Below are 21147 nucleotides of genomic sequence, written 5' to 3' on the forward strand. Positions count from 1 at the left end.
AATTTGTTGCGATGTTCCCCTCTTATTGTCCATTGTTTACATGGAAAGCATGAGCGTGAATGTCTCCCCGAATCCTCACGCTCAAAACAACAAGTTAGTGAGGAAAATACATTCCGAAGAGTTTTATGATAAAAACAACATAAAACAATATCATTATAAAATTGTTTTATGTTGTTTTTATTTTATCTGGTGTAAAGTCTCTGCTGTTATGTAACTTTTCAAAGTTTCTAATCCTATTATAAACAATTATCTGACTTTTGTGAACAGAAAGAATTCAAAAATTTTATATTACTATAAAATTCCTTATTTAAACATTTGTATAATACTCATAACCGCATAGGCAATTCCAGCCCCAATTAACGGACCAACAGCAACCCCATTAAATAGCGCAACCGCTATAATTGTCCCAAAAACAAGCGCAGTTGTAATGTGGGGATCCGTTGTCAACAATTGTACGCCGCCTTTCGCTAACAAAGCGACCGCTACACCTGAAGCTAAAGCAATCCACGCATAATAAGATTTTGCCGCTTCTCCAAGTTGTTTAAAACCTATTTCCCCCGTCGCAATCGGTACGAGCACCGCTATTGTAATGACCGTTACACCTAGGTTAATTCCTTTCGTTTGTAAATAAGGAAAGACCTTATCTCCTAAAAACGTAAACTTCAATAAAAATAACACACCAATAGCCACAGTAAGCGATTGGTTTTTCGCAATAAGTCCTATAATAAGTAGTATGAATAAAAATAACGTTGACTGACTAATCATGTTTGCACTTCCTTTCTGAAAATAATGAACTCATTTCCAAACAAAAATACCTTTAAACCTATCGTTATACATGATATATCGATGCCTATTCAACATGAATCACTTCATTTTTTATGTATTTTAAAATGATAAATTGAGACTTTCACCATAAAAATTTAAGCGTGTATACATTTTAAAAAACAGACGTCTCTTCTTTCTTTTCTAATTAGAAACAGGTAAAATAAAAAGAAGAGAAAATGAAGTTTTTACCATATAGTAGAAGCATCAACACCAAGCTTTCACAGTCACTCACATACTGAAAAAGCAGGAAAAATCCATCATTCCACTATAACATAAAGTGAAACTTTAATCAGTGGGGCACACTCGTTATAAGTTGAACGAATTAGGATAATCCAAATTGGAATGGGAGGTATACATCTTTGAACCGAAACTTACTATATATGATATTGCGACTCATATTTGTCATTGTAGCAACGGTAGCTGGGTTCTATGTATTACTATACATGTCAGGGCTTATCTATCCTTTTATTATCGCTTTTGCATTTGCTTATTTGATTAATCCTGTCGTCAATTTCCTTAATCAAAAACTACAATTTCCTCGCGCACTAGCAGTACTCGTTAGCTTAATTCTCGTATTTGGAGCTATCGTTGGACTTGTTACATATCTTGTGACTGAAGCAATATCTGCCACAACATACTTACTACAACTTGTTACAGTAAAGTTTCCAGATATTGTTACATTCGCTCAGCAATTTGCACTTAATCATATTATGCCTCTCTACGATGATTTAATCTCTAAATTTAATCATCTTGGAGAACCACAGCGCTATACAATTACACAAAACATTCAAAACTTAGGAACAGAAGCGACAACACAAATGAAAGAACTTTTAACCGCCATTATAAGCGGGTTAACGAATTTCATTAGTGCACTGCCAACAACTTTAACTGTCCTTGTATTCATTTTATTAGCCACTTTCTTCATTAGTTACGATTGGCACCGTCTTGCTCAGAAAGCAAGAAAATTGCTACCGAATCGTGTACATGGCTATGGAAAAACTATTTTTGTCGACTTAAGAAAAGCTTTGTTTGGTTTTGTGAAAGCACAACTTACACTCGTATCTATGACAACTGTCATTGTACTAATCGGGCTTTTAATATTACGCGTACCATACGCCATTACTATCGCGATTATTACAGGGGTTGTAGATTTACTACCATATTTAGGAACAGGCGCAGTCTTTGTTCCATGGGTTATATACGTATTTTTCACTGGCGATACCGCATTCGCCATTGGTCTTCTCATTTTATACATCGTCGTGATTGTCCAAAGACAAATTATGGAGCCGAAAGTACTTTCATCTAACATCGGTCTCGATCCATTAGCAACACTCGTCGCTCTATTTGTCGGCTTTAAACTTTTTGGCTTTTTAGGATTAATCATCGGCCCAGTCACCTTAGTACTACTTAATACATTACACAAAGCTAATGTCTTCCATGACTTGTGGAAATATATTAAAGGTTCACCTTCAAAATAATAGTTTCTAATTCATACACAACAAAAAACTTACATGTAATCAGTGGGAAATTCCCACTGATTATTCCTTGTACTTATTTTTCATACTTATTACATAAAACAAGAGAATTGCACTCAAAAAAGATAATTCTCTTGTTTTTTTGCATGAAAAACGCATATTCCGTGGTGTTTTTACATATTTATTCTATTTATTTTATAATTATCATTTACATTTATTACTTTTTATGTAAATGAATAAATATACAAAATAGCATAAAATAAGACTTCAACTAACAATCTCCGCCTTTTTATATGAATTTTTTACACCAATCGTTCCTCTATATAAGAAAGCAAAACTTTAATTTAGCAGTGTTTCCCTCCATCTTATTCATCTAAATTAATAGCACTAAAAAATCACAAGTTTAATCGAAGTACACACAAGAGTTCAAACGAAAATTATATAGCAAATATAATAAGCGAACGTTTTGTTCATCCCCACTCATCATTCGCCCCACATCAGACACTTACGAGCAGCCCAGCTTTGAGATAGAAATTCCACCCCACAAATAGCGCGGTAAAACAAAGCTTCAATCAGCAAGTTCCTCTCCTTTTACAAGACAAAAAATAGCACTTAGATTTCTACAATCTAAGTGCTATTTCTGAATAATAATAGTAGAATTCTTTCTAAATTTCCATTCCATCCACTTCATAACAAGCGGCTTCAATAAAGCTCTCGTAATAGGGATCACGCAGATAAACCCTAGCATATCTGTCACATACCCAGGAAGCACTAAGAGAATACCTCCTACAAATACAAAAATACCATCTAGTACCGCCTCACCTGGCATTTCCCCTCTATTCAACTTAGATTGAATCTCTCCAAGCACTTTAAACCCTTGTCTTTTCGCCAAATACACACCTACAACACCTGTAAATACAATCATAGCGAACGTAGACCATAAACCTATTACATGACTTGATCCAATTAAGACCGTAATCTCAATCGCCGGTATTAAAATAAACAAGAATAGTAACCACTTCATAGTTCTACACCTCTCTCACATCTCACTTTTAACGCCCTCACAATGCCTATATACATCATATGAAATATAGATACCCTTTCATATTAAAACCCATAACAAACAGCTTTTAAAAGCAATTCTAGGCGCTTTAAGCTAATTTTATCTCGTTTTTGTGTAAAAAAAAAAAAAAAAGAGAAGGACTCCGATCCTTCTCTCCGTATTACTTATAGCACTTCCGCATGTCCATTATAAACAATTCCGCGTGCTGCATCAACTGTTACTTCTTGGCCATTTTTTAAAGTTGCTGTTACGCCGTTTACACCAACGATAACAGGAATACCGATTGATACACCTACAACAGCTGCATGGCTTGTTAAGCCACCTTCTTCTACAACTAAAGCTGCAGCTTTTTCGATTGCAGGAATCATATCTTTATCAGTGCTTGTTGTAACAAGGATATCACCTTCGTTTACGTTCGCTACAGCTTCAGCAGCTGTTTTTGCTACAACTACTTTACCTTTTGCAGCTTTACGACCGATTCCTTGTCCTTTAGCAATTTCTTCACCAACAACGTGGATTTTCATTAAGTTTGTTGTACCAGTTTCAGCAACTGGAACACCAGCAGTAATCACTACAGTATCTCCAAGTCCGATTAGGCCTGCATCCATACCTGTTTGAATTGCTGTATCTAACATTTCGTCAGTTGAAGCTGCGCGCTTCTCAGCCATAAATGCTTGTACACCCCAAACAAGCGCAAGACGACGTCCTACTTGCTCGTCAGATGTTACAGCTACGATTGGAGATTTTGGACGGTATTTAGAGATCATTTTCGCAGTATATCCACTTTCTGTTGGAGCTACGATTGCAGCTACATCAAGAGCAAGTGCTGTATGTGCAACAGATTGGCTAATTGCATCTGTAATTGTTGGAGTGAACTCTTTAATACGTTTTTTGAACATATCTTCATATTGTAATGATTTTTCAACACGTACCGCAATGTTAGCCATCATTGTTACTGCTTCTACTGGGTATTGTCCAGCAGCTGTTTCACCTGAAAGCATGATTGCATCTGTACCATCGAAGATTGCGTTAGCTACGTCACTTGCTTCCGCACGAGTTGGACGTGGGTTACGTTGCATAGAATCTAACATTTGTGTTGCAGTAATAACTGGTTTACCTAACACGTTACATTTTTTAATTAGACGTTTTTGTACTAACGGTACTTCTTCTGGTGGAATTTCTACACCCATGTCACCACGAGCTACCATTAAACCGTCAGAAACTTCTAAGATTGAATCGATGTTGTCGATACCTTCTTGGTTTTCGATTTTTGGTACGATTTGGATGTATTGAGCGTTATGCTCTTCTAATAATTCACGGATTTCTAATACGTCAGACGCTTTACGTACGAATGAAGCTGCAATGAAATCAACTTTTTGCTCGATACCGAAGATGATATCTTTTACGTCTTTTTCAGTGATACCAGGAAGCTTAATGCTTACGTTTGGTACGTTAACACCTTTTTTATTTTTTACAGTTCCGCTGTTAAGAACTTTTGTACGGATGTTTCCATCAGCTTTTTCGATTACTTCTAGTTCGATAAGACCGTCATCGATTAGAATACGAGAACCTGGGTCTACATCGTCATAAAGACCAGCATAAGATACAGAGAACTTCTCTGCAGTACCTAATACTTGCTCAGTAGAAAGAACTACTTCTGCACCTGTTACAAGCTCAGCTTGTCCGTCTACGAAGTCGTGAGTACGGATTTCTGGACCTTTTGTATCAAGTAAGATACCAACTGTTTTACCAGTTTTCTTTGAAGCTTCACGAATGTTTTTAATACGAGCTCCGTGCTCTTCATGGCTACCATGAGAGAAGTTTAAACGAGCAACGTTCATACCTGCTTCGATTAATTGCTCTAATTTTTCAATACTTTCACTAGCAGGACCTATAGTACATACAATTTTAGTTTTACGCATATTGCACCTCCGAAAATTATGAAACCGTTCCCAAATATCTGACATTACGCCGATTAGATGGATAATTCTTTAGATAATTGATACATGTCTTTATCGATTGTATGCTTTTGAGCTAACGCTTCGATAATGTCATGATCAACAAGTTTGTTATCTTGAATACCTACACAACGTCCGCCTTTACCAGCAATTAATAATTCAACTGCTCTTGCGCCAAGACGACTTGCTAATACACGGTCTTGTGCACTTGGTGATCCACCACGTTGTACGTGACCTAATACAGTTACACGAGTATCAAAGTTTGTTGCTTCTTCAATGTGCTTACCGATGTCAATTGCACTTCCAACACCTTCAGCTACAACGATAATACTGTGTTTTTTACCACGTTCACTACCACGCTTCAGACGAGCGATAACATCATCCATGTCATACTCTTCTTCTGGAATTAAGATCGTTTCCGCACCATCAGCTAAACCAGCCCATAATGCGATATCACCAGCGTGACGTCCCATTACTTCGATAACATATGTACGTTCATGAGATGTAGCTGTGTCACGAATTTTATCAATTGCATCAATAACAGTGTTTAAAGCTGTATCGAAACCAATTGTGAAGTCTGTTCCAGGGATATCATTGTCGATTGTACCTGGTACACCAACACATGGGAATCCTTGTTCAGTTAATTTTTTAGCGCCTTGGTAAGAACCATCTCCACCAATAACAACAAGTCCTTCGATACCGTGTTTCTTTAATTGCTCGATACCTTTTAGTCGTACTTCTGGATCTTTAAACTCAGGACATCTTGCTGTATATAATTTTGTACCACCGCGGTGGATAATATCGCCAACAGAACCAAGTTCTAATTTTTCAATGTGACCAGAAATTAATCCAGCGTATCCATGGTAAATACCATATACTTCAATATCATGGAAAATCGCTTTACGAACAACTGCACGAATGGCAGCATTCATACCAGGTGAATCTCCACCACTTGTTAATACACCAATACGTTTCATTTGTACTCACCTCATAAAGATTATTTGCCTTATAATAAAATAACACGAAAAAATATAAAAATACAATGGAGAAGATGTGTCTTTTCATAATAAAAACGTGCATTCGCGAAGTGGAACGCACGCTTTTCTTATTTTATCCAAATGGAAGCGTTTGAAAACGAAACTTGCCCAATTTTCATATATTTTTCATAACGTTTTTCGATTAATTCATCTTTCGAAATTTCGTTTAATTGTTCAAAAGTTTTTCGAATCATTAAGTCTATATTTTCTGACTGTTTCAAAATATTACGGTGAGCTCCGCCTCTTGCTTCTGGAATAATTTCGTCAATCACACCTAATTCTTTCAAATCTGCTGCTGTAATTTTCATTGCCTCTGCAGCTTCCTTTGCTTTTCCTGCATCTTTCCAAAGAATTGCCGCTGCACCCTCTGGTGTAATAACAGAATAAGTGGAATTTTCTAGCATATGAATGTAATCTCCAACTCCAAGGCCTAGCGCACCACCACTACCACCTTCGCCGATAACGATACAAATAACAGGTACCGTTAAACCTGCCATTTCAAATAAATTGCGGGCGATAGCTTCACTTTGACCACGTTCTTCAGCAGCTTTACCAGGATAAGCTCCTTTCGTATCAATAAAACAAATAATAGGACGATTGAACTTTTCCGCCTGCTTCATTAAACGTAATGCTTTTCGATATCCTTCTGGATGAGGCATTCCAAAGTTACGGCGAATATTTTCTTTCGTATCTTTTCCGCGCTGATGCCCAATTACAGTTACAGGCATCCCTTTATATTTCGCAATGCCGCCGACAATCGCTGCATCATCGCCAAATAGACGATCTCCATGACATTCGAAAAAATCAGTAAATAAGTGCTCAATATAATCGAGCGTTGTCGGTCGTTCTGCATGACGAGCAATTTGAACACGGTCCCATACTTTCAGATTGCCGTATATATCTTCCTCTAAATTTTCTAGCTTTTCTTCCAAAATACGAATCTCCTCACTGAAGTCCATCTGGCTGTTTTTCGTATAGTCTTTCAGTTCACGAATCTTATTTCTTAGCTCAACAACTGGTTTTTCAAATTCTAGCTCTGCCATACAGCCATTTCCCCTCCTTGATGAACTTCTAAAATCTTGCGAAGTGATTCTCTCATATCATCACGATGCACCACCGCATCTAATTGACCATGATCTAGTAAGAATTCTGCCGTTTGGAAATCTTCTGGTAGTTTCTCACGCACCGTTTGTTCAATTACACGTCTACCAGCAAATCCGATAAGTGCACCTGGTTCTGCAAGATTATAATCACCAAGTGAAGCGAAACTCGCTGAAACCCCGCCCGTCGTTGGGTGAGTCATAACAGAAATAAATAATCCTCCTGCATTACTATGCTTTTTCAAAGCTACGCTTGTTTTTGCCATTTGCATTAAACTTAATATACCTTCTTGCATACGGGCACCACCCGAAGCAGTAAAGATAATAAATGGAACTTGTAAGTCGTACGCCTTTTCAACCGCACGGGCGATTTTTTCTCCTACTACAGAGCCCATGCTCCCCATTCGAAAACGAGAATCCATTACTGCAACAACAACAAGCATGTCATCAATTGTTCCTTCACCAGTTACAACCGCTTCGTTCAATTCAGTCTTCTTACGATCGCTCTCTAGTTTCTCTTCATAACCTGGAAACTCGAGTGGATTTAATGAAACCATTTCTTTGTCATACTCACGGAATGACCCTTCGTCCAATATACTATCAAGACGTTCCCATGCATTCATAGGATGATGATATCCACAATTCACACATACTTTTAAATTTTTTAGAAGTTCTTTCGTATACATGATTTTTTTACATTCCGGACATTTTGTCATAACGCCATCTGGTACATCTTTTCGTACTTGTTCTGAAGGTATTGCAGCGTACTTTTTCTTTTTCACGAATAAATCTCTTAGCACAATTTGACCCCCTTCGTTGAGAGCTAAGGTTAGCGTAAGAAGAAAATGGGGCTAACACCAAAGTTTGATGTTAGCCTTATCTTCTCAATCTGTCTAATAACCTCACTCTTTACGTTTAACTTTAACCGCTAAGCGGTAGAATGTTTGTCATAACGTGTCATGGTCATTTCGACAAATTTTATACATTACGAGTGAAACTGTATATTCTCTACTAATTCATCGTAAATTTTTAGTGCATCATTTTCTTGTTTTTCTTCCAAAGTAGCATAAAGCTTTCTATACATATCGATAGAATCTCTTGAAACTTTACAAGAAAGAGTTGCTACGTAATCATTTACGATCATCCAAATGCGATATAGTAAATAATTATCGACTTGTTCAATAAGTGTTTTAAAGAACGTTTGATGAAGCGTTGGGACTGAGCTTTCATTTCCTTCAAGTACTTGGTGTAATCTACTTAGTACTTTAGAAAACGTTTCTTTCGGTAAATTACATACAATTCGAATCATATCTTTCTCAAGTAATCGTTTCGTTTGTAATAAATCACGAATTGTTTTCTCATCTTGCAATAAGAACGGAGCAATTAATTGTACAAGACCGTTATCATAAAAGTTTCGAATAAACGTCCCTTCACCACGTCTCGTTTCAATCAATCCTACCAGTTCTAAAGCACGCAATGCTTCTCTTACAGAGGAACGTCCTACGTTTAAGCGTGAACTTAACTCACGCTCAGACGGCAAACGATCCCCCGCCACCAAACCATCCTCTTCCATAATGGAACGGATTTTTTTTACAATTTCGAGATATACTTTTGTATTTGATGATGTCAATGGAAATTCCTCGCTTATTCTTTACCAATCAGCGCTAATTGTTTTGTTTTTTCAGCGATCTCATTTGGATCTACTTGACGGCGAGCTACTCCTGTCTCCATTGCTGCTTTTGCAACGTAAGCCGCTACTTGAGGCGCTACACGCGCGTCAAATGGTGCCGGAATGATATAGTCTGCATTTAACTCATCTTCTGCTACAAGCTCAGCAATAGCCTGTACAGCTGCCATCTTCATTTCTTCGTTAATTTGTGTCGCATGTACGTCAAGTGCACCGCGGAAAATACCAGGGAACGCCAGTACATTATTTACTTGGTTCGGGAAGTCAGAACGACCTGTTCCAACAACAGCTGCGCCCGCTGCTTTTGCCAATTCTGGCATAATTTCTGGAACTGGATTCGCCATTGCAAAAATAATCGCATCGTCATTCATTGTACGAACCATCTCTTCTGTTAATGCACCTTCTGCAGATACACCAATGAATACGTCCGCACCTTGTACAACATCAGCTAAAGAACCTTCTATACGATTCTTATTTGTATATTTTGCAACTTCATCCTTCACCGGATTCATACCTGTAGGACGACCATCATAGATTGCGCCTTTACGGTCACACATAATAATGTCGCGTACACCATAGCGATATAAAAGTTTAATAATTGCAATACCTGCTGCACCTGCGCCATTTGCGACAACTTTAATGTCAGACATTTTCTTTCCAACTAATTTCAGTGCATTTACAAGACCTGCTACTGTTACAATAGCTGTTCCGTGTTGATCATCATGGAAGATAGGAATATTTGTTTCTTTTTTCAAACGCTCTTCAATAATGAAGCAGTTTGGTGCTGCGATATCTTCTAAGTTAACGCCGCCAAAAGTTGGCTCCATTAATTTTACAGTTTCAACAATTTTATCTACATCGTTTGTATTTAAGGCAATTGGGAATGCATCTACACCAGCAAAGCTCTTGAATAATACAGCTTTACCTTCCATTACTGGAAGAGATGCTTCAGGTCCAATGTTACCAAGACCAAGTACAGCTGTTCCATCTGTCACAACTGCTACCATATTTCCCTTCATCGTATATTCATATACCTTACTTTTATCGTCATAAATTTCTTTACAAGGTTCTGCAACCCCTGGAGAATATGCAAGACTTAAATCTTTTGCATTTTCTACTTTTACTTTTGATACAGTTTCTAATTTTCCTTGATGCACTTTATGCATGTGAAGTGCTTCTTCACGAAGTGTTGACAAACTATCCACTCTCCTCAAATTATTCTTGCTGATATCAATTTCTCCAAGTGGTCTGACCACGAACACTACTACTATAATAATCGAAGTGTAGGGAAATTGTCCATTATATTTTCACAACTACATTTTCTTCCCCGACAATTTCACGAAGTGCTCCTAAACATTCTTCACTTGGATGAATCGATAAACTCCGAGATAATTGTACCATTTTATGTTCCTTTTCATAATAAATTAGTACTTTCGCAAAACCTGAATAGTCGAACAATATTTTCGTAACCTGATTTAAAAGCTTTTTCTCATACTGAGACGGCAATTTCACGTAAACAGATGCGTCTTTCTTTTCTTCATAAACATCCATTTCCTCTAGCGGATATAGTCCATTTACAATCCATTGCAGCTTATGATTTCTTAGCTCAATCGTACCGTCAACTAAAACAATTGCTCCTTCTTGCAACTTATCCGAGAAATGTATATACGTTTCCGGGAAGAGGACCGCTTCCATTTCATCATTTTGATCACAGAATGTAATAAATGCCATCTTTTGAAACTTTTTCGTACGAATCACTCTCACACTTGTTATATACACAATAGCTCTTTGTACTTTTTTCTTGTGTCGCATCGCCTGAGCGAGAGATGGAATTTCTAATTCTTTTGCTAACTTCACATATTGCGCTGTCGGATAACTTGATAAATAAAAGCCAAGCGCTTCCTTCTCTTTATTTAGTTGTTCAATAAAAGATAACTCTTCTCCTTGTACATATTTTGATTTTGGAACAGCATCTCCTAAATCACGTGCGAGATTCGCGTACTCTAACGCCCCTTTAATACTTTTCCATAAATTCGTTCTCGAAACACCAAAATCGTCAAAACATCCCGACCAGACGAAAGCTTCTAAATTACGCTCCGTTACGAACTTTGACGGCATACGAAGACAAAATTCAAATAAATCTTCGAACATTTTTTTCTCTCGTTCTTCTAATAATGCCGTCACTGTAGCCATTCCAATATTTCGGATCGAAAGTAAACTGTAACGTATCGCATTCCCTTCTATTTGGAAGTTGTAGCCACTCCTCTGAAGAGACGGTGGCAAAACGTGAAAACCTTTCCGCTTCGTTTCTCGTATATACTGTACAATCTTATCTTCATTTCCAATTGCGCTTGATAATAATGCCGTCATAAATTCCAGCGTATAATTCGCTTTCAAATAGGCAAGCTGATATCCGATCATACTGTAAGCTACAGCGTGACTTCGGTTAAAACCGTAATTCGCAAATCTTACAATTAAATCATAAATTTTCTCTGCAGATGTCTCATCATAACCATTTCGCAAACATCCTTGGACGAAATGCTTACGTTCCTGATCTAAAATATCACGATTTTTTTTACTCACCGCACGGCGCAGTAAATCTGCTTCTCCGAGCGAAAAACCAGCTAACTTCGATGCAATTTGCATAATTTGTTCTTGGTATACAATGACGCCGTATGTTCTTTCTAAAATTGGCTTTAAATCCGGATGTAAATATTCAATTTTTCTTTTTCCATGTTTCGATTCAATAAAAGTCGGTATCTGTTCCATCGGTCCTGGTCTGTATAACGAGTTAACAGCTACGATATCTTCAAACTCATTCGGTTTTAACCCGCGAAGTACATTTCGCATACCACCCGACTCAAGCTGGAATACACCTGTTGTATCCCCTCTCCCTAATAATTGGAACGTCTTTTCATCTTGAAGAGGTAAGTTTCTTATATCGATTTCTTTCCCTGTTTTGTTCGCGATAAATTTTATAATATTTTCAAGTAACGTTAAATTACGTAATCCTAAAAAGTCCATCTTAAGCAAACCAAGTTCTTCTAGCGCATCGGCTGGATATTGCGTAACATAAACATCGTTATGTCCTTCTTGAATTGCTACACTTCCTGTTAGCGGTTCTTGACTCATAATAACACCAGCCGCATGAATAGACGTATGACGTGGTAAACCTTCTACACGTTTTGCGATTTCAAATACACGCTCATGCAGAAGATTCCCTTGTATAAACTCACGAAGTGATTGTGATTCTTCATATGCATCTTTTAACGTTATACCAAGCTTTGATGGAATAAGTTTTGAAAATATATCAATATCTCGCGGCGGAAGCCCCATTACGCGGGCAATGTCTCTAATTGCCGCTTTTGCTGCAAGCGTACCAAACGTTACAATTTGCGCAACACGGAGCTGACCGTATTTATCTTTCACATAGCGAATCATCTCATCACGTCTTACGTCTGGAAAATCAATATCAATATCGGGAAGCGTCACACGTTCAGGATTTAAAAACCTTTCAAATAATAGATCGTATTCAATTGGATCAATATCTGTAATTTCTAATACGTATGAAACGAGTGAACCAGCTGCCGATCCACGACCTGGTCCTGTTAGAATATGATTTTCATGTGCATACTTCATAAAATCCCATACGATGAGGAAATAATCACTAAATCCCATACGAGAAATAACATTTAATTCATGATCCAAACGCTTTATATGCACTTCTTTCGGTTCACCATATCGTTTCCGCAAACCTTCTTCACAAACACGACGCAAGTATATATCACTCGTTTCATTAGACGGAACAGGAAACTTCGGAAGTTGATTTACATGGAACGGTATTTCTACTTGGCAACGCTCTGCAATTTTTATTGTATTTTGGATTGCTTCCGGCGCATGGGAAAATAGTGCTTCCATTTCATCCGATGACTTTAAATAATACTGATCTGTTTTCAGCCTCGGCCTATCTGGATCAGTCATTTTCGTTCCACTTTCAACAGATAGTAAACATTCGTGAACAAGCGCGTCACTTTGATTGATATAGCGCACATCGTTTGTTGCAACGACTGGAATATTAACCCTACTAATAAATTCAGGTAGTTTCTCTTGTAAAAGCAACTCATCTTGAATCGCATGATGCTGCAAACTCATATAAAAATGGCCAAACATATTTTGATACGTGCGAGCTACTTCTTCAGCCTGACTCTCATTGTCTTCTAGTAATAATTGCTCAATTTCGCCATCTTTACCTGGTGAAATTGCAATTAATCCTTTCGCATAATGCGCAAGCCACTTCTTAGGAATACCTTCTTTGGACTTTGTCATAATACTGCTAGAAATCTTTAATAAATTTTGGTAGCCTATTTCATTCTCAGCAAGTAATACAAGCGGATAAGACCTTTCTTCTTCTTCACTAAAAATAGAAGCGGTTAATCCAATAACGGGCTGTATACCATGTTTCTTACATGCTTTATAAAACGGAATAACGCCATACATAACATTTTCATCCGTAATAGCCAGCGATGAAAAACCGAGTTCTTTCGCCCTGACTACAAGCTCATCAATTTTACAAGCACTTTTTAATAAACTAAAAACGGTTTGACATTGTAAATGCACAAACTTCACTGTTGTACCCTCTCTTTACCTATTTGACTACTTTTATTATAGGTGATGAGGAAAGCGGAAATCAAAACATACTTCTTATACTTTGTCCATATATATGAAGAAGAAAGGGGAATGACGATGGATGTAAGAGAACATACTTTTTTCTCTCTGCTTATTATTAGTTATTTTATTGCCTTTGGGGTTATACTTGGCGGTTCATTAATTGGTGGATTTGGTGCGTTTCTTATCGGAAAACCAGCTCTAACTTACATTAATCAATTCGCCCAAAATTTAAGAATTTGGGCACTCGTTGCAGCAATCGGCGGAACATTCGATACCTTTTATAGCTTTGAAAGAAGTTTCTTTGGCGGAGATATGAAAGATATCGTAAAGCAAATTCTCCTTATTTTTTTCGCAACTGGTGGTATGCAAACAGGTCTCATTATTATTAAATGGCTAACGCAGGAACATGTATGAGAGTACCAAGTGCCAATACAGCAAAAAGATGGTACTTAGTATTAGCTGGAGCTGCTGTTGGAGGCGTGTTGAGCTGGTTTATTTTTTTGTACATATACGGTGTTTTTCAAGAAGAACAAGCTAGTAAAATAGCAGAACAAAGAGAAATTATAGAAAAACAAGAAGCAAAGCTCCACGTCCTTCTCGAAGATCAAGAAAAATTGAACACTGAAAATAAACGGCTCTTAACCATTCAAGAGATTAAAATAAAACTTATCAATCGAGAAAAATACGATTTAGACAATCTCACACTCGAAAATATGACTACATCTATCCATAATGACCTCCAACATCTTTTAACCAAAAACATTCAAAGTATCGCAAAAAATAAAGACCTACTTAAAAAGGTAATCGAAAATAAAACGTACAAACATTACGATCGGCTATACCGTTTTAAAGTCGATACAATATCTTTTGATACAGTGCTTGAAATTAGCATTACTATAGAGAAAGAAAAATAAAGAAGGAGGGCTTTAGCGCCGCTCCTTCTTTTCGTTCTAACATATAGTCTCTTATTTACAAATCTCACGTAAATCAGCAAAAAGACGATCCGCTTCTTCCCAAGAAGATGCCTTCGCACCAGAAGCCATCGGATGCCCCCCGCCGTTATATTGCATTGCTAATTTGTTTATAACTGGTCCTTTTGAACGAAGACGAACACGAATTACGTCGTCTTCCTCTAAAAATAGAACCCACGCCTTTAATCCATCAATATTGCCAAGCGCTCCAACAACACCAGATGCTTCAGAAGGAAGTACATCAAACTCTTCTAATACTTCTTTCGTTAATTTAATGTAAGCTACTCCTTCTTCTACCATCGTAAAGTTTTGTAAAATATAACCGTTTAAACGAGCAATTTTTTCTTTTGTCTTATACATCTCATTGTATAAATCTGTGAATTTCACACCCATGTCAACAAGCTCACTTACGTAACGAAGTGTTTTTGCTGTCGTATTCGGGAATAAGAAACGACCTGTATCTCCAACAATTCCTGCTAAAATAAGGCGGGCTGCTTCTTTTGTTATTTTTAATCCTTTATCTTTTCCATAGTTATAAAACTCATAAATCATTTCACTTGTAGAACTCGCTGTCGTATCTACCCACGTAATATCTCCATATGGATCTTCATTTGGATGATGATCAATTTTAATTAACATCTTCCCTTTTGTATAGCGTTGATCGTCAACACGTTCTTGATTCGCAGTATCACAAACAATAACAAGCGCATTTTCGTATACACTATCTTCAATATCATCCATTACTCGTAAGTATGCTAGTGACGGCTCATTGTACCCAACCGTATAAATATTTTTCTCTGGAAACGATTCTTGTAGAATTGTACCAAGACCACCCTGTGAACCTAACGCATCTGGATCCGGACGCACGTGGCGATGAATAATAATTGTATCAAACTCTTTAATTGCTCCTAAAATTTGCTCATGCATATGTATAATCTCCTTTTTAATCAACTTCTTCACTTTATCCTCCATTATAACGGAAAGTATTTCATACATGCGAACAATTGCTTTATAATAAAAGTTAGAAAGTTTAGATATTTCTTTTTCTTTTCTATTATTTTTCACAAAGCGATGGGAGTGTTCATTATGCCAGTATTAGTCTTCTGTATTATCGTCTCATTTATGTTGTACCTCTTTTACAAAACAAAATACTTTCGTACAAACCGCCCAATGGAGAAAGGTTGGCTCTCAGGAAAATCCGCAATGGCACTCGGTTCATTCGTTTTATTTTTCGGGATAAACCAATTCTTTTTAGAACTTTCAACCGCTCGTATTATCGTTGGTGTTTTATTCGTTCTATTTGGTAGTGCAAGTGTATTTAACGGGTTTCGCCAATACAAACATTTCTTGCCATTAGCAGTTAAAGAAGCTGAAGTCTATGAAGCAACGTAAAAAAGCATCAATATTGTGATGCTTTTTTACGTCCCTTAACTTTCAAAATCATATACGCAACAAACGCAGATGGTATATTAAATGGGTTCCCTTGTACGTGAAAATGTAATTGTTCTTCTCCAAAAGACATTTTTTCATATAGCTCTCGCTGAGATAATCCTGTCTTTTCCTTTTTTTCATGTAAACCTTGTAAATATAAATATTGAATCGGTATCATTACAAGAAAGTAAAATAGTGAGATACTACCAAAAAAGAGTACGGCTGACGACATAATGTATACCACCTCTCACAATTCCATTTTCTTACAATATAATCATAACACAATATACAACTGAATTGAATTATTATTCCGTCTTTTCTCACATTACTTTTCCACTCCATCCCATACATATTTCACCAAAACTCCCATCTAAAATCATACCTTTCAAATTTAAAACAACAAAAAAAGATGGAACAAATCAAAACGATTTGTTCCATCTTTTTATTTATCGATTAACTGAACCATAAGTAATGCTTTTCCAACAACATTACCTTCATGATGCACCTCTACATCGACCTTACCAAATTTACGTCCAATTTCTAATACTTTCGGATGAACAGATACAACATTATCAATTTGAACCGGCTTTACGAAATAAATCGTTAAGTTTTCAACAATTAAATCACTTTTCTTTTGCGCACGAATGACGCGATTTGTCGCTTCTGTCACAATTGTTGCAAATACACCGTACGATAACGTCCCGATTGAGTTCGTCATTTGCGGCGTCACCGAAAATTGATATAGATGCTCATTCTTCGCTTCTTTTGGTGTCATAAATTGATTCGTTACAATATCATCAATGGTTTCTCCAACTTGTGGCTGACGTTGAATCATTTGCAGTGCCTGAAGTACATCTTGACGGCTAATAATACCTTGCAGTTTGTTTCCTTCCTCAACGACAGGAAGTAATTCAATTCCTTCCCACACCATCATACGTGCCGCAGCTGCGACAGACATTTTACCGTTCACTGTAATTGGGTGTTTTGTCATTACTTTATCAATTGGTGTTTCTTTCGCTACTCCGATCATATCTTTTGAAGTTACGATTCCTAGTACTTTGTTACTTTCATCGACAATTGGATATCTTCCGTGCATTGTCTCTTCGTTATATGCATGCCATTGCTGTACTGTATCACTCGGCTTTAAATATAACGTTTCTTCAATTGGCGTTAAAATATCTTCAACGAGTACAATTTCTTTCTTAATAAGTTGGTCATAAATTGCACGATTAATTAACGTTGCGACCGTAAATGTATCGTAGCTACTTGAAATGATCGGCAGCTTTAATTCGTCTGCTAATTTCTTCACATGATCTTCCGTATCAAATCCGCCCGTAATTAATACAGCGGCTCCAGTTTCTAGCGCTAATTCATGTGCATTGGTACGGTTACCAATAATGAGTAAATTCCCAGCTTCTGTATAGCGCATCATCGCTTCTAATTTCATAGCTCCGATTACGAATTTATTTAATGTTTTATGTAGTCCTTCTCTGCCTCCAAGTACTTGACCGTCGACAATGTTAACGACTTCTGCATATGTCAGTTTTTCGATATTCTCTTTCTTCTTTTGTTCAATTCGAATTGTTCCGACACGTTCAATTGTACTAACATATCCTTTATTTTCTGCATCTTTAATTGCACGGTAAGCGGTCCCTTCACTTACACTCAAATCTTTCGCAATTTGTCTTACAGAAATTTTATGGCCTACTGGCAGGCTATTAATATGTTCTAAAATTTGGTTATGCTTGGTAGCCAAATGGTTTCACCATACTTTCTTTTCCCTAAATTCTTCATGTGTTGTACTTTTAGTATACTATATTTTCAAAACTGTTACACTCTCTCTTTGCATACCTGTACTATTTTTTTTATAACAAAATGACGCTTACATTCCACCAGTCATTCTATTACAACAATGTAATGCTATTGTCATCTCATTCGATAGTTCGCCCACTTAATTGCCTATACAATTAAGACAAGAAATAAAACAGAGGAGCGAACACATGATGAAAAAACTTTTAAAGGTTGTAGGTGCTGTATTTTTAGCTTTCGTAGATGGGAAAAAAGTTGCAATGGAATTGAATGAAACACCTGAACAACCACGTACCAAAAGAAAAGAATCACCAAAACAAATACAAGCATTAAAAGCTGGCCTACACACGTAAAAAACCCTTCACTTTTCTTTTCAAATGAAGGGTTTCTTTTCTATAGTGTAATACTTTCTCCAGCTTCTAATACTTTCCCTGTACAATTTTGTAGCTTTTCTACAAATTGATATGGATCTTGTTCAATAACTGGGAACGTATTGTAATGCATCGGTACAACAGTTTTCGCATTAATCCATTTTGCCGCTAGTACAGCATCTTCTGGTCCCATTGTGAAATTATCACCAATTGGTAAAAATGCTAGATCAACTTTATTTAATTCCCCAATTAACTTCATATCAGAGAATAGTGCAGTATCTCCTGCGTGGTATACAGTTTTCTCTTCTGCTGTAAATAAAATACCTGCTGGCATACCTGTATATGTAATCGTCTTATTTTCTTCATCAATATAACTAGAGCCGTGGAATGCTTGTGTAAACTTCACTTTTCCGAAGTCAAATTCATGTGAACCACCAATATGCATCGGGTGTGTATTTACACCTTGCCAACTTAAAAATGTTGCTAGTTCAAATGGCGCTACAACAACTGCATTATTTTTCTTCGCAAGTTCTACTGTATCTCCAACATGATCACCGTGTCCATGCGATAAAAGAATTGCATCCACTTTTACATCTTCAGTTTTTAAATCTGTTTTCGGATTACCTGTTAAAAACGGGTCAATTAAAATAACTTTTCCATTCGCCTCAATTTTCACAACTGAATGTCCATGATAAGATACTTTCATTATTACATTCCTCCCCTGTTCACATTCTCACTTTGTATTCTACATGATTTTTCAATTCCCTGTCTTTTCTAACATCTATTTACTTGTCATAACGCTTTCTTCCGAGTTAAAGTTATATTTGTAATTAAATATCTCGGGGGTGCCAATCGATGAATGCTAGATTAGAAAATTTAATGCAATGGCTAAAAGAAAAAAACGTAGAAGCTGCGTTCTTAACTTCTACACCAAACGTCTTCTACATGACAAACTTCCACTGTGAACCACACGAAAGATTACTTGGTATGTTTGTATTCCAAGAAAAAGAACCTATTTTAATTTGCCCTAAAATGGAAGAAGGTCAAGCACGTAACGCTGGCTGGGCACATGAAATTATCGGATTTACTGATACTGACAGACCATGGGATATGATTGCAAAAGCAATTAAAGACCGCGGCATCAATGCAAATGCAGTTGCAATTGAAAAAGAACATTTAAACGTAGAGCGCTACGAAGAATTAACGAAATTATTCCCAAATGCAGCTTTCAAATCAGCTGAGGAGAAAGTTCGCGAACTTCGTTTAATTAAAGATGAAAAAGAACTTTCTATTTTACGCGAAGCAGCTAAAATGGCGGACTATGCTGTTGAAGTTGGTGTAAATGCAATTAAAGAAGATCGTAGTGAACTAGAAGTATTAGCAATTATTGAACACGAATTAAAAACAAAAGGCATACATAAAATGTCATTTGATACGATGGTATTAGCAGGTGCGAACTCAGCTCTTCCACACGGTATTCCTGGCGCAAACAAAATGAAACGCGGTGATTTCGTACTATTTGATTTAGGCGTAATCATTGACGGTTATTGCTCTGATATTACACGTACAGTGGCATTCGGCGAGATTTCTGAAGAACAAACTCGTATTTACAACACTGTACTTGCTGGACAACTACAAGCAGTTGAAGCATGTAAACCAGGTGTTACACTTGGCGCAATCGACAACGCTGCTCGTTCTGTTATCGCAGATGCAGGTTACGGAGACTTCTTCCCACACCGACTTGGTCACGGACTTGGAATTAGCGTACACGAATATCCAGATGTAAAAGCTGGTAACGAGTCTCCATTAAAAGAAGGTATGGTCTTCACAATCGAACCTGGTATTTACGTACCAAACGTAGGTGGCGTTCGTATTGAAGATGATATTTACATCACAAAAGACGGATCAGAAATTTTAACGAAATTCCCGAAAGAGTTACAATTTGTAAAATAATAGAAAAAGGCAGCGGGAGTGCTGCCTTTTTCTATTTCCCTACTATTTCAAATTTCTCTACAATCATTTTTGCTGGATAACTTTCAAGTATTTGAGAAAACCATACTTTTATTTTATCCCCTGTTTTTAACTGTTTATATGCGTCTTTGTCCTTAAAGCTCAAGACTATATGTGCTGGATGCTCTTTATTCATTTGTTGTTCTATATAATGTTGCAACTCTACTTTTGTTTCAACCGTTTTATCATCGGCAAAAAACATCGTGTCATTTCTTAATATGATATACCCTTCTTTAGGTACTTCTTTTACCGTTACTTGCTCTACTTGTTTTGTATCACACGCTGATAATACGACTAGAAATACACTTAAAAACATAACAATTTTCATATGCCTATTCATTTTTAACTCCTTACTCTAGGCTATTTCAAATTTAACACCATCTTCTCCTCATACTTATCATCCCATTTAATCACAACTTCTATAGGTTCATCTTTAGAGATAGGCGCGCAACTTACACAAGAAGACTTCATTTCAACCTTTGCTCCTCTATGAACTTCTGACGTTTGTGTCATTGTACTAAAGGCTCCATTAATAGCAATCTCTAAGTTTTTAAATTCTGTCTTTCCATCCCCGCCCTTATATTGAAACGTAAACATTCCATCTTCACTGTCATCCTTAATATGCCCTTTATATTGTCCAGTCCAACTTTTGCTCTCGCTAGAAAAAGTAAAATACCAAATCGAGCAGCTTCCTAAAAAGAAAATACAAATGAAAAAGAATAACGCTCTCTTCATCATGCCC

The 21147-nt window shown here is 36.9% G+C and carries 21 protein-coding genes; 6 read left to right on the forward strand and 15 right to left on the reverse strand.

All coding sequences use genetic code 11. The features are described from left to right. Positions 1–303 precede the first annotated feature (303 nt). Complete coding sequence (locus V7S45_RS22735; RefSeq protein WP_000625507.1) at positions 304–765, reverse strand: DUF441 domain-containing protein; 462 nt, start codon at positions 763–765, stop codon at positions 304–306. A gap of 419 nt (positions 766–1184) precedes the next feature. Between V7S45_RS22735 and ytvI the strand changes: the two genes are divergently transcribed. Further along, positions 1185–2303, forward strand: coding sequence for a sporulation integral membrane protein YtvI (gene ytvI / locus V7S45_RS22740; protein WP_001081388.1), 1119 nt, complete (start codon positions 1185–1187; stop codon positions 2301–2303). A gap of 631 nt (positions 2304–2934) precedes the next feature. On the opposite strand, the gene V7S45_RS22745 is transcribed toward ytvI, so the two are convergent. The 8 genes from V7S45_RS22745 to dnaE form a co-directional block, all read right to left on the reverse strand. Further along, positions 2935–3324: an FxsA family protein gene (locus tag V7S45_RS22745; protein WP_000871628.1), complete on the reverse strand. Its 390-nt coding sequence runs from the start codon at positions 3322–3324 to the stop codon at positions 2935–2937. Positions 3325–3527: 203 nt separating this feature from the next. Then, entirely contained in the window at positions 3528–5285 is a 1758-nt protein-coding gene (pyk, locus tag V7S45_RS22750) for a pyruvate kinase (RefSeq protein ID WP_001232673.1), read from the reverse strand. 53 nt (positions 5286–5338) lie between these two features. Next, positions 5339–6298, reverse strand: coding sequence for a 6-phosphofructokinase (pfkA, locus tag V7S45_RS22755; protein ID WP_000821157.1), 960 nt, complete (start codon positions 6296–6298; stop codon positions 5339–5341). Positions 6299–6426: 128 nt separating this feature from the next. Further along, the gene (accA, locus tag V7S45_RS22760; protein WP_342761496.1) at positions 6427–7401 is read right to left on the reverse strand and encodes an acetyl-CoA carboxylase carboxyl transferase subunit alpha; all 975 of its coding nucleotides are present in this window, start codon (positions 7399–7401) and stop codon (positions 6427–6429) included. After that, complete coding sequence (gene accD, locus V7S45_RS22765) at positions 7389–8258, reverse strand: acetyl-CoA carboxylase, carboxyltransferase subunit beta (RefSeq protein ID WP_000942856.1); 870 nt, start codon at positions 8256–8258, stop codon at positions 7389–7391. The genes accA and accD overlap by 13 nt, the downstream gene beginning before the upstream one ends. A gap of 185 nt (positions 8259–8443) precedes the next feature. Next, on the reverse strand, positions 8444–9088 hold the full coding sequence (locus V7S45_RS22770) for a GntR family transcriptional regulator (RefSeq protein ID WP_000204448.1): 645 nt from the start codon (positions 9086–9088) through the stop codon (positions 8444–8446). 14 nt (positions 9089–9102) lie between these two features. Further along, positions 9103–10311, reverse strand: coding sequence for a malic enzyme-like NAD(P)-binding protein (locus V7S45_RS22775; protein WP_161508111.1), 1209 nt, complete (start codon positions 10309–10311; stop codon positions 9103–9105). 133 nt (positions 10312–10444) lie between these two features. Beyond that, positions 10445–13771 carry a DNA polymerase III subunit alpha gene (gene dnaE, locus V7S45_RS22780; protein WP_000673728.1) on the reverse strand — a complete coding sequence of 1109 codons (3327 nt, stop codon included), beginning with the start codon at positions 13769–13771 and terminating at the stop codon, positions 10445–10447. 42 nt (positions 13772–13813) lie between these two features. Between dnaE and V7S45_RS22785 the strand changes: the two genes are divergently transcribed. Then, the gene (locus V7S45_RS22785; RefSeq protein ID WP_002005839.1) at positions 13814–14227 is read left to right on the forward strand and encodes a YtrH family sporulation protein; all 414 of its coding nucleotides are present in this window, start codon (positions 13814–13816) and stop codon (positions 14225–14227) included. Further along, entirely contained in the window at positions 14224–14727 is a 504-nt protein-coding gene (gene ytrI / locus V7S45_RS22790; RefSeq protein WP_001265736.1) for a sporulation membrane protein YtrI, read from the forward strand. Before V7S45_RS22785 ends, ytrI begins: the two co-directional genes overlap by 4 nt. Before the next feature lie 51 nt (positions 14728–14778). Here the strand turns inward: ytrI and V7S45_RS22795 are convergent, their stop codons facing one another. Further along, the gene (locus V7S45_RS22795; RefSeq protein WP_000545138.1) at positions 14779–15711 is read right to left on the reverse strand and encodes a bifunctional oligoribonuclease/PAP phosphatase NrnA; all 933 of its coding nucleotides are present in this window, start codon (positions 15709–15711) and stop codon (positions 14779–14781) included. Positions 15712–15870: 159 nt separating this feature from the next. On the opposite strand from V7S45_RS22795, the gene V7S45_RS22800 reads away from it, so the two are divergent. Then, a complete protein-coding gene (locus V7S45_RS22800) occupies positions 15871–16176 on the forward strand; it encodes a YtpI family protein (RefSeq protein WP_001144776.1) in 306 nt (101 codons plus the stop codon). Positions 16177–16183: 7 nt separating this feature from the next. Here V7S45_RS22800 and V7S45_RS22805 read toward each other — a convergent pair whose 3' ends face one another. Next, on the reverse strand, positions 16184–16447 hold the full coding sequence (locus tag V7S45_RS22805) for a DUF3949 domain-containing protein (protein WP_342761497.1): 264 nt from the start codon (positions 16445–16447) through the stop codon (positions 16184–16186). Positions 16448–16657: 210 nt separating this feature from the next. Further along, positions 16658–17971, reverse strand: coding sequence for a CBS domain-containing protein (locus tag V7S45_RS22810; protein WP_000201572.1), 1314 nt, complete (start codon positions 17969–17971; stop codon positions 16658–16660). Between the two features lie 244 nt (positions 17972–18215). On the opposite strand from V7S45_RS22810, the gene V7S45_RS22815 reads away from it, so the two are divergent. Beyond that, positions 18216–18377, forward strand: coding sequence for a hypothetical protein (locus V7S45_RS22815; RefSeq protein ID WP_342761498.1), 162 nt, complete (start codon positions 18216–18218; stop codon positions 18375–18377). A 40-nt stretch (positions 18378–18417) separates the two neighbouring features. Here the strand turns inward: V7S45_RS22815 and V7S45_RS22820 are convergent, their stop codons facing one another. Then, positions 18418–19101, reverse strand: coding sequence for a metal-dependent hydrolase (locus tag V7S45_RS22820; protein WP_000868927.1), 684 nt, complete (start codon positions 19099–19101; stop codon positions 18418–18420). A gap of 149 nt (positions 19102–19250) precedes the next feature. Here V7S45_RS22820 and pepQ point away from each other — a divergent pair, with 149 nt between their 5' ends. After that, the gene (gene pepQ / locus V7S45_RS22825) at positions 19251–20348 is read left to right on the forward strand and encodes a Xaa-Pro dipeptidase (protein ID WP_000994026.1); all 1098 of its coding nucleotides are present in this window, start codon (positions 19251–19253) and stop codon (positions 20346–20348) included. A 31-nt stretch (positions 20349–20379) separates the two neighbouring features. Here the strand turns inward: pepQ and V7S45_RS22830 are convergent, their stop codons facing one another. Together V7S45_RS22830 and V7S45_RS22835 are read right to left on the reverse strand one after the other, a co-directional pair. Then, positions 20380–20745, reverse strand: a complete 366-nt coding sequence (locus V7S45_RS22830; protein ID WP_001079377.1) for a DUF3221 domain-containing protein — start codon at positions 20743–20745, stop codon at positions 20380–20382. A gap of 20 nt (positions 20746–20765) precedes the next feature. Then, on the reverse strand, positions 20766–21140 hold the full coding sequence (locus V7S45_RS22835; RefSeq protein WP_140158235.1) for a hypothetical protein: 375 nt from the start codon (positions 21138–21140) through the stop codon (positions 20766–20768). Positions 21141–21147 lie beyond the last annotated feature (7 nt).

This window comes from Bacillus sp. BR3(2024) (assembly GCF_039134555.1).
In the GTDB taxonomy this organism is placed as follows: domain Bacteria; phylum Bacillota; class Bacilli; order Bacillales; family Bacillaceae_G; genus Bacillus_A; species Bacillus_A cereus.

What these genes read in the sequence shown, in the direction of transcription:
- V7S45_RS22735 (WP_000625507.1), bottom strand. Translation starts at nt 765, where the DNA reads ATGATTAGTCAGTCAACGTTATTTTTATTCATACTACTTATTATAGGA.
- V7S45_RS22745 (WP_000871628.1), bottom strand. Translation starts at nt 3,324, where the DNA reads ATGAAGTGGTTACTATTCTTGTTTATTTTAATACCGGCGATTGAGATT.
- pyk (WP_001232673.1), bottom strand. Translation starts at nt 5,285, where the DNA reads ATGCGTAAAACTAAAATTGTATGTACTATAGGTCCTGCTAGTGAAAGT.
- pfkA (WP_000821157.1), bottom strand. Translation starts at nt 6,298, where the DNA reads ATGAAACGTATTGGTGTATTAACAAGTGGTGGAGATTCACCTGGTATG.
- accA (WP_342761496.1), bottom strand. Translation starts at nt 7,401, where the DNA reads ATGGCAGAGCTAGAATTTGAAAAACCAGTTGTTGAGCTAAGAAATAAG.
- V7S45_RS22775 (WP_161508111.1), bottom strand. Translation starts at nt 10,311, where the DNA reads ATGCATAAAGTGCATCAAGGAAAATTAGAAACTGTATCAAAAGTAAAA.
- ytrI (WP_001265736.1), top strand. Translation starts at nt 14,224, where the DNA reads ATGAGAGTACCAAGTGCCAATACAGCAAAAAGATGGTACTTAGTATTA.
- V7S45_RS22795 (WP_000545138.1), bottom strand. Translation starts at nt 15,711, where the DNA reads ATGCATGAGCAAATTTTAGGAGCAATTAAAGAGTTTGATACAATTATT.
- V7S45_RS22800 (WP_001144776.1), top strand. Translation starts at nt 15,871, where the DNA reads ATGCCAGTATTAGTCTTCTGTATTATCGTCTCATTTATGTTGTACCTC.
- V7S45_RS22805 (WP_342761497.1), bottom strand. Translation starts at nt 16,447, where the DNA reads ATGTCGTCAGCCGTACTCTTTTTTGGTAGTATCTCACTATTTTACTTT.
- V7S45_RS22815 (WP_342761498.1), top strand. Translation starts at nt 18,216, where the DNA reads ATGATGAAAAAACTTTTAAAGGTTGTAGGTGCTGTATTTTTAGCTTTC.
- V7S45_RS22820 (WP_000868927.1), bottom strand. Translation starts at nt 19,101, where the DNA reads ATGAAAGTATCTTATCATGGACATTCAGTTGTGAAAATTGAGGCGAAT.
- pepQ (WP_000994026.1), top strand. Translation starts at nt 19,251, where the DNA reads ATGAATGCTAGATTAGAAAATTTAATGCAATGGCTAAAAGAAAAAAAC.
- V7S45_RS22830 (WP_001079377.1), bottom strand. Translation starts at nt 20,745, where the DNA reads ATGAATAGGCATATGAAAATTGTTATGTTTTTAAGTGTATTTCTAGTC.
- V7S45_RS22835 (WP_140158235.1), bottom strand. Translation starts at nt 21,140, where the DNA reads ATGAAGAGAGCGTTATTCTTTTTCATTTGTATTTTCTTTTTAGGAAGC.